We start from the raw sequence: 12,278 nt of genomic DNA, 5'->3' as shown, positions 1-12,278 counted from the left end.
GGTGCTCTACTGAACTGAAGGGCAGCAGCTACCCTGTGGGAGCGGGCTTGCCCGCGAATGGGTCGGTTCAGGAAATGCGAGTCCCCAGCACCTTCAAAAATGCCGCCAGCCAGGCCGGGTGCGCAGGCCATGCCGGCGCAGTCACGAGGTTGCCATCTACGTGCGCCTGGTCCACCGCGATATCGATGAACGTACCGCCCGCCAAGCGTACCTCCGGTGCACACGCCGGGTAGGCACTGCACTCGCGCCCTTCCAACACGCCAGCCGCTGCCAACAACTGAGCCCCATGGCACACTGCGGCGATCGGCTTGCCCGCCCCGTTGAACGCCCTGACCAGGTCCAGCACTTTGTCATCCAGGCGCAGGTATTCGGGGGCACGGCCACCGGGGATCAGCAGGGCGTCATAGCTCTCGGCACGCACGCGCACAAAGTCGTAGTTCAGGGCAAAATTATGCCCCGGTTTCTCGCTGTAAGTCTGTTCACCCTCGAAGTCATGGATGGCAGTGCGCACGGTCTGGCCCGCGAGCTTTTCGGGGCACACGGCATGCACCGTATGGCCCACCATGCTCAGGGCCTGGAACGGCACCATCGCCTCGTAGTCTTCGACGTAATCACCCACCAGCATGAGAATCTTCTTCGCCGTCATCACATCCACTCCTTCCATTGCCTGTGAACAGTCACTGCACGATAGTCGCTCTTAGTCACGGCGGTCGAGTACGTTGACCACCAGCCGGTCGAGCCACCCCCACACCCGCTGTTTCACCCGTCGCCACAGTGGCCGGGCATGCCAGTGAGCGAGGTCGACTTCTTCGCTCAAGGCGAAATCACGCTCGAAACTGGCCACCACGGCAGCGGTCAGCGGCGGGTCAAGGGCCTCGATGTTGGCCTCAAGGTTGAAGCGCAGATTCCAGTGGTCAAAGTTGCACGAGCCGACGCTGACCCAGTCGTCCACCACGGCCATTTTCAGGTGCAGGAAACACGGCTGGTACTCGAATATCTTCACCCCGGCGCGCAACAGACGTGGGTAATAGCGATGCCCGGCATAGCGCACCGACGGGTGGTCGGTACGCGGCCCGGTCAGCAACAAGCGCACGTCAAGGCCCTTGCTGGCTGCACGGCGCAACGAGCGGCGCACGCTCCAGGTCGGCAGAAAATACGGCGTGGCCAGCCATACCCGCTGCTTGCCGCTGTTCAGCGCACGCACCAGCGCATGCAGGATGTCCTGATGCTGACGGGCGTCGGCATAGGCTACCCGGCCCATGCCCTGCCCTTGTGCCGGCACCTTGGGCAGGCGTGGCAGGCCAAAGCCTTCAGCCGGCCGCCAGGCGGTGCGGCGGTTGTTGGCGTGCCATTGGCGGTCGAACAGCAGTTGCCAGTCGGTGACCACAGGGCCTTCTATTTGCACCATCACCTCATGCCATTCGCTGGTAGCGGTGCCCGGCGTCCAGAATTCATCGGTGACACCCGTGCCGCCCACCGCCGCCCAGCGCTCGTCCACCAGCAGCAGCTTGCGGTGATCGCGGTAGAGGTTACGCAGGCCACGCTTCCAGCGCAGGCGGTTGTACCAGCGCAGGTACACGCCGGCCTCAAGCAGCCGCTGGCGCAAGGCGCTGTTGAAGGCCAGCGAACCATAGTCATCGAACAGGCAGCGCACCCGCACACCGCGCCGGGCAGCGTGTGCCAGCGCGTCGACCACCGCATCGGCGCACGCGCCCGCTTCGACCAGATACAGTTCGAGGTCGACCTGGAACTCGGCACGCGTGATCGCCTGGAGCATGCGTGGAAAGAACTCGGGGCCGTCGATCAGCAGTTCGAACTGGTTGCCATCCCGCCAGGGGAAGACCGGCCCCGGCATGTCAGCGGGCGGTAAAGATCAGCACCGCATTAACCGGTACCGATGGGTTGATGGACTTGAGCCCAGCGAACTTGCGCAAGCTCTCCAGCCCCGGCACCAGGCCAAAATCCTCGGCGCGCAGTACCAAGGGCTCCAGGGTCACCACCTGAAAGCGCCGCTCGTCCAGCCGTGTGGCCAGCAGCAAGGCATTGTAGCTGTGGGACTGGCCATGCAGCGTCACCGTCAGTGGCAGGCGCAGCTCGATCTGCGCACCGTTGGCCAGGTCGTTGATCGGCCGCAGGTCCAGCTGTGCCTTCACCGTGGCCTCGGCGAACTGCTCGACCTCGAACAGGCCGTCACGCATGCGCTCGTCGCGCAGCGGGATACCACTGCTGACCGAATCCATTTCGATACGCAGGCCAGCCGCACCCTTGCGGTCTACCGTGCCATGCAGCACCAGAAAGCGATGAACTTCGGCCGTATTACCGTTTTTGCCGGTAATGAACGACAGGCGTGATGACTCGCCATCGAGGTGCCAGTTGGCGTGGGCAGGAAGGCATAGGGCCAGCAATAATGCGGGCAGGAGACGGGGCAACTTGAACATGACAGATCTCGTGAAACAAGACCGCAACCTTACCCGCCCGCCATCATGGCAGCAAGCGGCAGCCCTCGCGCGCGCCCTGCCATACGGCCTGGTTACGCCGGCCCAGGCCTTCGGCGGTAACGCGCCGTTGCTCGCTGCTTTCTTCAAGCAGGCTCAGTGGCAGCCACTGTTTCACGTAGGCGCGGCAGTAGGCCGGGTCGAACCCCATGACGAAGCGGCACGAGCAATACTCCTTGGCCGAATAAGCCGAGAGAATGCCCGGGAAATCCGCCAGCGCCTGGCGCGCCTGCCACGCGCTCCAGCCCAGCGACACGGCAAGCAGCGCCACAAGCACCCGCAGCGCCCGCCTCATGCGCCCTCCCCGGCCAGCGCCGCCAACACACGCTTGAGCAGTTGGTCATGCTGGTACGTGCCGTCGCGGTCATCGGCATAGCGGACAATCACCAGTTTTTGCCTAGGCAACACGTACAGCGCCTGGCCCCAATGGCCCAGCGCGGCGTAGGTGTCCGCGGGGGCATCCGGCCAGGCCTGCGCATCGTTGAGCCACCAGTGCCCACCCGGGTTGGCTTCGCCCGGCACTGGCTCGGCCTGTGCAAAGGGTGTGCGATTGAAGGCTACCCAGGTTGCAGGCAGCAGCTGCCGATCACCCCAGCGCCCCTCGCGCTGCATCAGCAGGCCAATGCGCGCCAGGTCCCGGGCAGTGAGGTAGAGGTACGAAGAGCCGACATAGGTACCGGCAGCATCGCGCTCCCACACTGCGCTGTGGATGCCCAGCGGCGTGAACAGCGCCTGCCAGGGGTAATCGGGGTACTGCCCGGCATCCAGCATGCCGCGTAAGGCTGCAGCCAGCAGGTTGCTGTCACCGCTGGAATACAGAAAATGCTGCCCTGGTGTGCGGGCCGCTGGCCGCGCCGCTGTGTAGGCCGCCATGTCCCCACGGCCGCGGGTGTAGAGCATGGCCACCACGGAGGAGTTTAACGGGGCGTACTCGTAGTCTTCCTGCCAGCCCAGGCCGCTGGCCCAGTGCAGCAGGTCGGCCAGGCGCACGTCCGGGTGGGTTTGCATGGGTGGATAGAAGCGGGCGACCGGGTCCTGCAGTTGGAAGCGGCCTTCGCCTTGGGCAACACCCAGCACCGTGGCCAGCACGCTCTTGCTCACTGACCAGGTGAGGTGCGCGGTATGGGCGGTTGTGGGGTGGGTGTAGCGTTCATAGAGAATGCGGCCGTCGCGGATGATCAGCAGGGCGTTGGTGTGGATGCTGCGGTCAGCAGGGAAGGCGTAGGCGTCGACGGCTTGCCAGTCGAGTGGGGCAGTGTCGGTTTGCCAGTCGGGGGCTGGCCAGTGTTCGGCGCGGGCCGAGGACATGACAAGCCACAGCAGGGCCAGCAGAACCTTTTCCATCTTGAGCTCACATAATATGGGGCTGCATTGCAGCCCCAACATTCAAATGTTCACCCAAGTCTGCCGGCCTTTCATGACAATCCTGCAGCCGCCCAGGCCTTGGCCAGGCGCTTCTCCCGCGCTGCTGCAGCCAGCGCCATCACCCCTTGATCACGCTGCCACAATTGCGCCCACTGCTTGGGCCCAGCCAGCAACGCCTCATCAATATCAGCGCGCAGCGCCTGAAACTGCGCAAACAACCCCGCCAGCAACAAATGGCAACCCACACTGTCCGCACACTGACGGCTGCCTTCTGCACACCCGGCCAACACACTCAGCAGGCGCAAGCGCAACGCCTGTGGCCACGCACACTCCTGGCCGACGCCATATAGCCAAGCCGTCAAACCGGCAAGTACGTACAGGTCTTCGAGCGAACGGAACGGTTTGACATAGGCGTCCCAGCCATCTCCGGCCAGCAATTCGCACGCCGCCTGCTCCAGGTGCAACCGGCCATGGCCGACTTCGGGCATCAGCGGCAAGGTCGGCAACGCCTCCAACGTCACCCCCGGTTCGCCCGGGTACACCACCGCCAGGTTCAAGCGTGGTGCCTCGCCTGCCGCTTCACTGCGCGCCGCCACCAGCAACCATTCCGCCTCAAGCCCGGCGGTGACGAAATCCTTGCTGCCGGTCAGGCGCAACCCGTCGACACGCGTACGCATGTCCGCCGGTCGCACGCTGCGCCGCTCGGTGGCGCACAGCGCGCCGAGGCTGGCCGGCGCGCTGGGCCAGAGCACGCGCAAGGCGGCCTGGTAGCCGACGAGAAAGGCCAGGCCAGGCGTGGCCATCGCGCGCCCGCCGAGCACCGCCAGTTCGAACGGGGCAACCTGGCCAAGGCGCTCAAGCAGCGCGGCGTAGGTTTCGCCCAGGGTGCCGGCCACAGGTTGGCGCAGCGGGTCGTTGAGTCGTTGTAGCCAGGCCATCGGACGCAGCTCCTTGCGGGGGTTGAGGGCGGGTGTCACGCAAGCATCACCAAAGATTCACAGGGGTGACACCCCGTCTACCTAGGCTGACTTTGCACAACAAAGCCGACCGGCCGCAACCCTTCATGGCTGGCTTATGGAGACTCGTAATGACTCGGATCGCTCACACCGGCGACAACAGCACTGAACGCCGTCTGCAAGCTGAACGCCTGGTCGGCGCCACGGCCCTGCAGGAAGCCCAGGCCTTGCGCTACAAAGTGTTCAGCGCAGAATTCAAGGCCAAGCTCAAGGGTGCCGAACACGGTCTGGACATGGATGACTATGACCCGCACTGCCGCCACATCGGCGTGCGCGACCTGAGCACCGGCGAACTGGTCGCCACCACCCGGCTGCTCGACCACCAGGCTGCCAGCAGCCTTGGCCGTTTCTACAGCGAAGAAGAGTTCAGCCTGCACGGCCTGTTGCAGTTGCAAGGGCCGATTCTTGAACTGGGCCGCACCTGCGTGGCCGCCGAATACCGCAACGGCGGCACCATCGCCGTGCTCTGGGGCGAGTTGGCCGAAGTGCTCAACGAAGGGCGCTACAGCTACCTGATGGGGTGCGCCAGCATCCCCATGCAGGACGGTGGCGTGCAGGCCCATGCGGTCATGCAGCGCCTGCGCGAACGCTACCTGTGCAACGAGCACCTGCGCGCCGAGCCTAAAAACCCGCTGCCGAAGCTGGCCCTGCCAAACAATGTCATCGCCGAAATGCCACCGCTGCTCAAGGCCTACATGCGCCTGGGTGCGAAGATTTGCGGCGAACCCTGCTGGGATGAGGACTTCCAGGTCGCCGACGTGTTCATCCTGCTCAAGCGCGACGACCTCTGCCCACGCTACGCCCGCCACTTCAAGGCGGCGGTCTGATGCTGAAGCTGCGGGTACTCGCCCGCCTCACACGGCTGATGCTGGTGCTGCTGCTCGGCCTGCTGATGGCCAGCGTGATCGCCCTTGGCGAACGCGTAGGCCTGACGGCTTCGATCGAGCGCCGGCAACGCTGGAGCTGCTGGTTCATGAAACGCCTGGTCGCAGCCTTGCCCTTTGAGGTCAGGGTGTTAGGCGAACTGCCCAAACAGCCGATGCTGTGGGTCAGCAACCACGTCTCCTGGGCCGACATCCCGCTGCTCGGCATGCTGCTTCCGCTGTCGTTCCTGTCCAAAGCCGAGGTGCGCCACTGGCCTGTGGCCGGGTGGCTGGCAGAAAAGGCCGGCACGCTGTTCATCCGGCGCGGCGGTGGCGACAGCCAACGGCTGCGGGAGCAGATCAGCGCGCAACTGAGCGACGCCCGGCCGCTGTTGATCTTCCCCGAAGGCACCACCACCGATGGGCGCCACGTGCGCACGTTCCACGGTCGTTTACTGGCAGGTGCCATCGACCAGGCGGTGCCGGTGCAGCCGGTGGCCATCCAGTATCTGCGCAATGGCGAGGCTGACCCGATTGCGCCGTTCATTGGCGATGATGATTTGGTGTCGCACCTGATGCGGCTGTTTGCCCAGCCGCGTGGCGAGGTGTGCATTCATCTGCTGCAGCCGATTGTCAGTGTTGGCAAGGAGCGTGCGGTGCTGGCATTGCAGGCGCAACAGGCCATTCATGGGGCGCTGTTTGGGGTTGAAGAGGCAACAGTGGTGCCACGGCGGCAGGCTCGCGCTGCCTGAGCTTTGGTTCTGCCTGCTCTGGCCTCTTCGCGGGCAAGTCGGACCGCGAAGAGGCCAGAGCAGGCAGCAGAAGATTAACCAGACACCCGCCCCGCCGCCGCAAACGCCTGCAACTGCGGATAAAACTCGCGAAAGTCCGCCATCAGCGGCTCATACAACCGCTCCAACTCAGGCATCACGCCAGCCATCCCCTCCGGCCGCGACAACCGCCGCGCAATGCCGTTGAACACCTGCTCCAGGGTCGCAAAATCGCCATACGCCCCCAGCCAGTCATCGGCCGCCATGAACGGTGCAATGCGCGCCAGGCGCCCGGGCAACTCAGGCTCCGCCAGCAGCACCCGATAGAAATCACCGGTGAACTGCGCCAACGGCTGCTGGGCATAGTCAGCCCAATGCCGTGCCAGGCAATGATCGAAAAACACATCCAGGACAATGCCGGCAAACCGCCGCCGCTGCACAGGGAACCGCGCCAGCGCGGCCAGCACCAGCGGGTGACGGTCGGTGTAGCTGTCGATATGCCGGTGCAGCCGGATAGCGGCTTCCAGCGCCGGAGGAAAGCGCCCTTCCAGCGAGCCCTTGACGAAATCGCCATACAGGCTGCCGAGCAATTGCTGCGGCGCGGGGCCGCCGAGGTGCAAGTGTGCGAGGTAGTTCATGGCGTCAGTCTAGCACCGCCAACGCCTATATCGTCATAACGCGATATAGCGATTGGTGCTCAGCTCAGAACCTCTTCATATTTGTATATCGCGAAATACCGATTTACATTCCCCCTATCGCAATCGACCGCTTCACCATGAGCCACACCCCATGCCCCTCGATCTAGACGACATAATAAAAGCCCTGGCCCACCCGGTCCGGCGAGAAATCCTCGACTGGCTGAAGGACCCGGCAACGCAGTTTCCTGACCAGCACCACAGCACCGAACACGGTGTCTGTGCCGGGCAGATCGACCAACGCTGCGGCCTGTCGCAGTCGACCGTTTCTGCTCACCTGGCCATCTTGCAGCGCGCCGGCCTGATCAGCAGCCAGAAGATCGGCCAATGGCACTTCTTCAAACGCAATGAGGAGACCATTCAGGCCTTCCTCGAACAGTTGAGCCAAGCGCTCTGAAAAGGAAACCGCATGACTACGCTCTTCGACCCGATCACGCTGGGCGACCTGCAACTGCCCAACCGCATCATCATGGCCCCGCTGACCCGCTGCCGCGCCGATGAAGGCCGGGTGCCCAACGCACTGATGGCCGAGTACTACGTGCAACGCGCCAGCGCCGGGCTGATCCTCAGCGAGGCGACGTCGGTCACGGCGATGGGGGTCGGCTACCCAGACACCCCAGGCATCTGGAACGACGAACAGGTGCGTGGCTGGAACAATGTCACCAAGGCCGTGCATGGCGCCGGCGGGCGCATTTTCCTGCAACTGTGGCATGTGGGCCGCATTTCCCACCCCAGCTACCTGAACGGCGAACTGCCCGTGGCCCCCAGCGCGATCCAGCCCAAGGGCCATGTCAGCCTGGTGCGCCCGCTCAGCGACTACCCGACCCCGCGGGCGCTGGAAACCGAAGAGATCGGGGACATCGTCGAGGCCTACCGCAGCGGCGCCGAAAACGCCAAGGCCGCAGGTTTCGATGGTGTGGAAATCCACGGTGCCAATGGCTACCTGCTCGATCAGTTCCTGCAAAGCAGCACCAACCAGCGCACCGACCGCTACGGTGGCTCGCTGGAAAACCGCGCACGCTTGCTGCTGGAAGTCACTGACGCCGCCATTGAAGTGTGGGGGGCCAACCGCGTAGGCGTGCACCTGGCGCCGCGTGCCGATTCACACGACATGGGCGACGCCGACCGTGCCGAAACCTTCACCTACGTGGCACGCGAACTGGGCAAGCGCGGCATCGCCTTCATCTGCTCGCGGGAGAAGGAAGCCGACGACAGCATCGGCACGCTGATCAAAGAGGCCTTTGGTGGCCCGTACATCGTCAACGAGCGCTTCACCAAGGCCACTGCCAATGCCGCGCTGGCCACTGGCAAGGCGGATGCCGTGGCGTTCGGTGTGCCGTTCATTGCCAACCCGGACCTGCCAGCGCGCCTGGCAGCGGATGCGCCCTTGAACCAGGCACACCCGGAAACCTTCTATAGCAAGGGGCCGGTTGGGTATATCGACTACCCACGGATGTGATCGGGTAGGAGCAGCCTTGTGCTGCTCCTACAGGGCACGCGGGGTCTTCAGGGGCGCGCTTTGATCTGCTGCTGCAGGTTCTGGATCTGGCTCTGCAGCGTGTTGATGCTGCGGGTGGTCTGCCCGCGGAACGCATCGAACTCCTGCACCGAGGCACCGCCCGACGCCGCCGCCGGGCGATTGTCGACCTGGCTCTTCAACACCAGCATGTCCTGCTCCAGGCTCTGGATCGACGCGCTCGGGTTACCCTGCTTTTTCAGCGCTGCCACTTCGTTGCTCAGGCTCTTGAGCTGGTCATCCAGCTTGCCACCGTCCGCCTGCGCAGCCTTCAACGCTGCCACGTCATTGCTCAACGCCTTGAACTGGGCATCCAGCTTGCCGCCATCGACCTGGCCCGACTTCAATGCCGTCAGCTCGCCATTCACCAGCTTCAACTGTGCCTGCAACTGGGTTTGCAGCTCGGTCACAGCCTTCTGTTGTTCACGGGTATCGGCCAGCACCTGCTCCAGGCGCTTGCCCAGGTCGCCGGTCTGCCCGGCCACGCCTTGCTGCAACTGACGAATCTGCAGCTTCAAGGCCTCGCTGCCGGTATTGACCGAAGACTCACTGGCCTCCACCTTGCCGCTGATCGCCTGCAGTCGCCCGGCCGCCTCTTCGCTGATACGGGCGAAGCTTTCTTGGGTCGCGACCAGTTGCTGCTCCATCAGCGAGATCTGCTGAAAGCTCCACCAGCCCAACCCCGCCAAGGCAATCAGTGACGCCACCAACAGCGCCCACAAAGGTGCCGTACTGGCCCCCCGTTCGGCTTTCTGCCGGCTGCGCATCACGTGCGCGGGTATCAGTTCATCATCGTCGGGCGTGCCGGCCCTCAGGGTAGGCACATCATCGTAATCGTCGTGAGCAGGCTTACGCATGAGTACATTCAACCGCAGTAGTCGCAAAGAGGCACGAGTATAAACCGCTCGCGCGGCGTGTTGATGACCATCGTTGCATCAGCCGACTTTCAGGCCTTCAGGCTGGTGCTTCCACCAGGCGCAGAATTCGTCGAGGGCCGTCCACAGGCTGACCTTGGGCTGGTAGTCCAGGTACTGCCGCGCGCGGCTGATGTCCAGGGTGAAATCGCGGCTCATCACCTGCATGCCCATGCGCGACAAGGTGGGCTGCGGCCGCCCCGGCCAGAGCATGCACGCCGCTTCGTTGAGCGCCGCCAGGCTGTAGGCCAGGCCGTAGGTGCGGTACCGGGTCACTTGCGGCAATTGCATCTGGCGCATCACGTAGTTGACCACATCCCACAGTGGCAACGGGTGGCCATTGCTGATGTTGTAGGCTTGGCCCAGGGCGCGGTCGTCGGCGAACAGGGCACTGAGCAACGCCTCGTTGAGGTTGTGCACGCTGGTGAAGTCGACCTTGTTCAGGCCGTTGCCGATGATCGCCACGCGGCCCTTGCGTTGCATCTGCATCAGCCGCGGGAAAATACTGGCATCCCCAGCCCCAGTGACGAAGCGCGGGCGCAGCGCCAGCACTTCCAGGCCGAACTCCTGGGCACCGAACACCTTCTGCTCGGCCAGGTGCTTGGTCAGCGCATAGTGATCGTGGAAGCGGCGCGGCACCTGGTCCTCACGGATGTCCAGGCGCGAACGACCATTGAAGTAGATCGACGGCGACGACAAATGCACCAGGCGTCGCACATGCTCCTTCAGGCAACCCTCGACCACGTTTTCGGTGACCACCACGTTGCCCTGGTGAAAATCCTGGTAGCGCCCCCAGTTGCCCACCGCGCCTGCGCAGTGCACCACCGCTTCGACGCCCTGGCACAGGCGCCGGGCCAGCTCGGCATCGCCCAGGTCGCCGGGGATGAACTGCGCGCCGCGCTTGACCAGGTGCTCGACACCTTCGGCACGTCGGCCGCTGACCCGCACGTCCAGGCCCTGCTCCAGGGCAACGCGCGCAAAGCGCCCGCCGATGAAGCCGCTCGCGCCGGTGACCAGAATTCGCATGTAAGACTCCGCCTTGCCAGATTTCAGATGCAACTGACGCCGGCCGTGGCTACAAGGGCACCAGCCATTGCCGTGCCGTGTGCCGCAGGTGATCGGTCAGTTGCGCGAGCAGTTGCCCGCCATTGCGCCAATGATGCCAGTACAGCGGCACATCGATGGGAGTATCGGCGCATATTTCCACCAATTGCCCGCTGGACAGTTGTTCGCGCGCCTGCAATTCAGGCACCAGCCCCCAGCCCAACCCCGCCTCGGTCATGCGCAGGAACCCTTCGGACGAGGGGCACAAGTGGTGCAGGAAGCCGTCCTCGATGCCCAGCGATGCCAGGTAGCGGTGTTGCAGGAAGTCGTCCGGGCCGTACACGATCGCGGGCGTGCGAGCCAAGCGCTTGACCTCGAACCCACGGGGGAAATGCCGCGCCATGAACACCGGGCTGGCCAGTGCACGGTAGCGCATCGCGCCCAGCGGCAGGCTGCGCGCGCCAGCCACTGGCCGCTCGCTGCCACACAGGCAGGCCGCCACTTCACCGGCACGCATGCGTTTAAGGCCAACTTCCTGGTCCTCCACCACCAGGTCGGTGAGCACGTTCTGTTCGGCACAGAACCGGCCGACCGCGCCCGCCCACCAAGTGGCCAGGCTGTCGGCGTTAAGGGCAATCCGCAAACGCTCCGGCATGCCCTCCTCGTCCAGCGCAGGCACCTGGCGTTGCAGGTCGCGCTCTAGCAGACGCACCTGCTGCACATGGTTGAGCAACTGGCGCCCGACCTCGGTCGGGCTCGGTGGCGTGGCCCGCACCAGCACCGGCTGGCCAACCCGTGCTTCGAGCAGCTTGATGCGCTGGGAAATGGCCGATTGCGACAGCCCCAGCACCTGCGCCGCACGCTCGAAGCCGCCTTGCTCGATCACCGCCGCAAGGGCGGCCAGCAGCTTGTAGTCGAACATCGATATTCCTAATGCCTGATCAGCTTTATTTGTTTTTCTTATACAGCGCCAATCACCACAATAGCCAGCATCGTTTATGGCTCATTTTCTGGAGTACACCGCCATGTGGCAAAGCTATCTGAACGGCATGCTGGTGGCCTTCGGCCTGATCATGGCCATCGGCGCGCAGAACGCCTTCGTCCTCGCGCAAAGCCTGCGCCGCGAGCACCACCTGCCGGTGGCGGCCCTGTGCATCGTCTGCGACGCCCTGCTGGTCGCTGCCGGGGTGTTCGGCCTGGCCACGGTACTGGCGCACAACCCGACGCTGCTGGCCATCGCCCGTTGGGGCGGCGCGGTGTTCCTGCTCTGGTACGGCGCCAAGGCGCTGCGCAGCGCTTGCTCCAAGCAGAGCCTGCAGCACCAGCAAGGCCAGGGCATGCGCTCGCGCCGCGCGGTGTTGCTCAGTGCGCTGGCGGTGACCCTGCTCAACCCCCATGTGTACCTCGACACCGTGCTGCTGATCGGCTCGCTCGGTGCCCAGCAGACAGTGCCCGGGGCCTATGTGGCGGGGGCGGCCAGTGCTTCGCTGCTGTGGTTCTCGACCTTGGCGATCGGTGCGGCCTGGCTGGCACCGTGGCTGGCGCGGCCAGCGACCTGGCGGATGCTCGACCTGATGGTGGCGGTGATGATGTTCGCGGT

At 64.5% G+C, this 12,278-nt stretch carries 15 protein-coding genes; 5 read left to right on the top strand and 10 right to left on the bottom strand.

Translation table 11 applies throughout. From position 1 onward, the window contains the following. Window positions 1-67: 67 nt before the first annotated feature. The 6 genes from GIB19_RS27765 to GIB19_RS27740 all read right to left on the bottom strand — a co-directional run bounded on the left by GIB19_RS27765 (window position 68) and on the right by GIB19_RS27740 (window position 4,798). Complete coding sequence (locus GIB19_RS27765) at window positions 68-649, bottom strand: DJ-1/PfpI family protein (protein WP_274888808.1); 582 nt, start codon at window positions 647-649, stop codon at window positions 68-70. A 48-nt stretch (window positions 650-697) separates the two neighbouring features. Then, on the bottom strand, window positions 698-1,855 hold the full coding sequence (locus tag GIB19_RS27760; protein ID WP_027594065.1) for a phospholipase D-like domain-containing protein: 1,158 nt from the start codon (window positions 1,853-1,855) through the stop codon (window positions 698-700). Window position 1,856: 1 nt separating this feature from the next. Then, a complete protein-coding gene (locus GIB19_RS27755) occupies window positions 1,857-2,438 on the bottom strand; it encodes a YceI family protein (RefSeq protein ID WP_274888806.1) in 582 nt (193 codons plus the stop codon). A gap of 43 nt (window positions 2,439-2,481) precedes the next feature. Beyond that, window positions 2,482-2,790: an amidase gene (locus tag GIB19_RS27750; protein ID WP_099430343.1), complete on the bottom strand. Its 309-nt coding sequence runs from the start codon at window positions 2,788-2,790 to the stop codon at window positions 2,482-2,484. Further along, window positions 2,787-3,839 carry a serine hydrolase domain-containing protein gene (locus tag GIB19_RS27745; protein ID WP_274888803.1) on the bottom strand — a complete coding sequence of 351 codons (1,053 nt, stop codon included), beginning with the start codon at window positions 3,837-3,839 and terminating at the stop codon, window positions 2,787-2,789. The genes GIB19_RS27750 and GIB19_RS27745 overlap by 4 nt, the downstream gene beginning before the upstream one ends. Window positions 3,840-3,910: 71 nt before the next feature. Beyond that, window positions 3,911-4,798 carry an acyl-CoA dehydrogenase gene (locus GIB19_RS27740; RefSeq protein WP_274888802.1) on the bottom strand — a complete coding sequence of 296 codons (888 nt, stop codon included), beginning with the start codon at window positions 4,796-4,798 and terminating at the stop codon, window positions 3,911-3,913. Between the two features lie 149 nt (window positions 4,799-4,947). Here GIB19_RS27740 and olsB point away from each other — a divergent pair, with 149 nt between their 5' ends. Together olsB and GIB19_RS27730 are read left to right on the top strand one after the other, a co-directional pair. Next, entirely contained in the window at window positions 4,948-5,703 is a 756-nt protein-coding gene (gene olsB / locus GIB19_RS27735; protein WP_027594060.1) for an L-ornithine N(alpha)-acyltransferase, read from the top strand. Further along, window positions 5,703-6,491, top strand: a complete 789-nt coding sequence (locus GIB19_RS27730) for a lysophospholipid acyltransferase family protein (protein WP_274888800.1) — start codon at window positions 5,703-5,705, stop codon at window positions 6,489-6,491. The genes olsB and GIB19_RS27730 overlap by 1 nt, the downstream gene beginning before the upstream one ends. Before the next feature lie 74 nt (window positions 6,492-6,565). Here GIB19_RS27730 and GIB19_RS27725 read toward each other — a convergent pair whose 3' ends face one another. Next, window positions 6,566-7,147, bottom strand: coding sequence for an acyl carrier protein phosphodiesterase (locus tag GIB19_RS27725; protein WP_186677676.1), 582 nt, complete (start codon window positions 7,145-7,147; stop codon window positions 6,566-6,568). 151 nt (window positions 7,148-7,298) lie between these two features. On the opposite strand from GIB19_RS27725, the gene GIB19_RS27720 reads away from it, so the two are divergent. Then, a complete protein-coding gene (locus GIB19_RS27720) occupies window positions 7,299-7,601 on the top strand; it encodes an ArsR/SmtB family transcription factor (RefSeq protein ID WP_099430348.1) in 303 nt (100 codons plus the stop codon). A gap of 12 nt (window positions 7,602-7,613) precedes the next feature. Further along, complete coding sequence (locus GIB19_RS27715; protein WP_099455216.1) at window positions 7,614-8,663, top strand: alkene reductase; 1,050 nt, start codon at window positions 7,614-7,616, stop codon at window positions 8,661-8,663. Window positions 8,664-8,710: 47 nt separating this feature from the next. On the opposite strand, the gene GIB19_RS27710 is transcribed toward GIB19_RS27715, so the two are convergent. The 3 genes from GIB19_RS27710 to GIB19_RS27700 all read right to left on the bottom strand — a co-directional run bounded on the left by GIB19_RS27710 (window position 8,711) and on the right by GIB19_RS27700 (window position 11,606). Then, on the bottom strand, window positions 8,711-9,577 hold the full coding sequence (locus GIB19_RS27710) for an ATPase (RefSeq protein WP_274888795.1): 867 nt from the start codon (window positions 9,575-9,577) through the stop codon (window positions 8,711-8,713). A 78-nt stretch (window positions 9,578-9,655) separates the two neighbouring features. Further along, window positions 9,656-10,660 carry an NAD-dependent epimerase/dehydratase family protein gene (locus GIB19_RS27705; protein WP_238209484.1) on the bottom strand — a complete coding sequence of 335 codons (1,005 nt, stop codon included), beginning with the start codon at window positions 10,658-10,660 and terminating at the stop codon, window positions 9,656-9,658. A gap of 49 nt (window positions 10,661-10,709) precedes the next feature. Next, complete coding sequence (locus GIB19_RS27700) at window positions 10,710-11,606, bottom strand: LysR family transcriptional regulator ArgP (RefSeq protein ID WP_172960427.1); 897 nt, start codon at window positions 11,604-11,606, stop codon at window positions 10,710-10,712. A gap of 97 nt (window positions 11,607-11,703) precedes the next feature. Between GIB19_RS27700 and GIB19_RS27695 the strand changes: the two genes are divergently transcribed. Further along, window positions 11,704-12,278, top strand: a 575-nt coding sequence (locus GIB19_RS27695; protein WP_274888793.1) for a LysE/ArgO family amino acid transporter, incomplete at its 3' end; no start/stop codon positions are given.

It is taken from the genome of Pseudomonas sp. ITEM 17296 (genome assembly GCF_028895205.1).
Lineage (GTDB): Bacteria > Pseudomonadota > Gammaproteobacteria > Pseudomonadales > Pseudomonadaceae > Aquipseudomonas > Aquipseudomonas kermanshahensis.
Note: the sequence above shows the minus strand (reverse complement) of the source record. Positions and strands in the feature narration are given on the sequence as shown.

What these genes read in the sequence shown, in the direction of transcription:
- GIB19_RS27740 (WP_274888802.1), bottom strand. Translation starts at nt 4,798, where the DNA reads ATGGCCTGGCTACAACGACTCAACGACCCGCTGCGCCAACCTGTGGCC.
- GIB19_RS27710 (WP_274888795.1), bottom strand. Translation starts at nt 9,577, where the DNA reads ATGCGTAAGCCTGCTCACGACGATTACGATGATGTGCCTACCCTGAGG.
- GIB19_RS27705 (WP_238209484.1), bottom strand. Translation starts at nt 10,660, where the DNA reads ATGCGAATTCTGGTCACCGGCGCGAGCGGCTTCATCGGCGGGCGCTTT.
- GIB19_RS27755 (WP_274888806.1), bottom strand. Translation starts at nt 2,438, where the DNA reads ATGTTCAAGTTGCCCCGTCTCCTGCCCGCATTATTGCTGGCCCTATGC.
- GIB19_RS27760 (WP_027594065.1), bottom strand. Translation starts at nt 1,855, where the DNA reads ATGCCGGGGCCGGTCTTCCCCTGGCGGGATGGCAACCAGTTCGAACTG.
- GIB19_RS27725 (WP_186677676.1), bottom strand. Translation starts at nt 7,147, where the DNA reads ATGAACTACCTCGCACACTTGCACCTCGGCGGCCCCGCGCCGCAGCAA.
- GIB19_RS27745 (WP_274888803.1), bottom strand. Translation starts at nt 3,839, where the DNA reads ATGGAAAAGGTTCTGCTGGCCCTGCTGTGGCTTGTCATGTCCTCGGCC.
- GIB19_RS27750 (WP_099430343.1), bottom strand. Translation starts at nt 2,790, where the DNA reads ATGAGGCGGGCGCTGCGGGTGCTTGTGGCGCTGCTTGCCGTGTCGCTG.
- GIB19_RS27720 (WP_099430348.1), top strand. Translation starts at nt 7,299, where the DNA reads ATGCCCCTCGATCTAGACGACATAATAAAAGCCCTGGCCCACCCGGTC.
- olsB (WP_027594060.1), top strand. Translation starts at nt 4,948, where the DNA reads ATGACTCGGATCGCTCACACCGGCGACAACAGCACTGAACGCCGTCTG.
- GIB19_RS27715 (WP_099455216.1), top strand. Translation starts at nt 7,614, where the DNA reads ATGACTACGCTCTTCGACCCGATCACGCTGGGCGACCTGCAACTGCCC.
- GIB19_RS27730 (WP_274888800.1), top strand. Translation starts at nt 5,703, where the DNA reads ATGCTGAAGCTGCGGGTACTCGCCCGCCTCACACGGCTGATGCTGGTG.